Origin of the sequence: Isoptericola sp. NPDC058082 (assembly GCF_042885055.1) — a bacterium.
GTDB lineage: Bacteria > Actinomycetota > Actinomycetes > Actinomycetales > Cellulomonadaceae > Isoptericola.
The window spans coordinates 1-1,012 of sequence record NZ_JBHVSQ010000048.1 but is presented as its reverse complement, the minus strand read 5'-3'; the positions used below and the strand labels follow the sequence as shown (position 1 = coordinate 1,012).

Here is a 1,012-nt window from a genome sequence, read left to right as displayed (position 1 = left end):
GAACGACTCGTACGCCCGGAACACCTCGATGTTGTCCGGGTCCGGCAGCGAGTCCACGAAGACGTTCGTGTAGCCCTGGAAGTCGAAGGTGAGCACCGCGAGCGTCCGCGCGACCGTGTACAGATCGGAGGCGATCGACGGGCCGACCTCCGCGACCTCCGGCGCCTGATAGCCCACCGTGCCGTAGATGGCCGACTCCTCGTCGTCCATCCTGCGCACCGCGCCCATGTCGATCAGCTTGAGCTGGTCCTCGGTCTGGATCGCGTTGTCGACCTTGAAGTCGCAGTACAGCAGGTTGCGGCTGTGCAGATGGCCGAGCGCCTCCAGCGCCTCGATGCCGTACGCGCAGGCCTGCTCGACCGGCAGCGGATCCCGCTTCCCGGAGGGGGTACGGCGCTCGTTCGCGATCTCCTTGAGCGCCTTGCCGCCGACGTACTCCATCACGATGTAGCCGTCGAGCGAGCCGGTGCGCTGGTCGAGATGCTCGACGAAGTTGTAGATCCGGACGATGTTGGAGTGCTCGATCTCGGCGAGGAAGCGGCGCTCCGAGATCGCGGCGGCCATGGCGTCCTGGTCGCCGGTGTCCAGCAGGCCCTTGAGGACCACCCAGCGGTCCGAGACGGCACGGTCCACCGCGAGATAGACCCAGCCGAGCCCGCCGTGCGCCAGACAGCCCGCCACCTCGTACTGGCCGTGCACGATGTCGCCGCCGTGCAGCTTCGGAACGAAGGAGTACGGGTGGCCGCACTTGGTGCAGAACCCCTCCGTCCGGCCCGGCCGTTCACCACGGGACCGGCCCACCGGGGCCCCGCAGTCGGAGCGCGAACAGAACCGTTTCCGCTCCGGCACCCGCGGGTTCTCCATCACCGCGGAGCGTGGGTCGGGGCGCGGCACGTCCGGCACCTGCACCAGCCCCGCTCCCAGCCGGTTGCGGCCGGACGCCCCCGTCGACGAACCGGAGGAGCGCACCGACACCGAGCGGGACGTGGCGCTGCCCGACAGGGAACGCGAC

1 protein-coding gene and 1 pseudogene are annotated in these 1,012 nt (G+C 69.5%); both read right to left on the bottom strand.

Annotated features, from left to right (window positions below; all coding sequences use genetic code 11):
- Nucleotides 1-699: serine/threonine-protein kinase (locus tag ACFVS0_RS21850; protein ID WP_430589118.1), on the bottom strand; the 699-nt coding region annotated here is incomplete at its 3' end.
- 48 nt (nt 700-747) lie between these two features.
- Nucleotides 748-969, bottom strand: a pseudogene (locus ACFVS0_RS21845) (serine/threonine protein kinase); the annotation flags it as partial.
- Nucleotides 970-1,012: the final 43 nt, after the last annotated feature.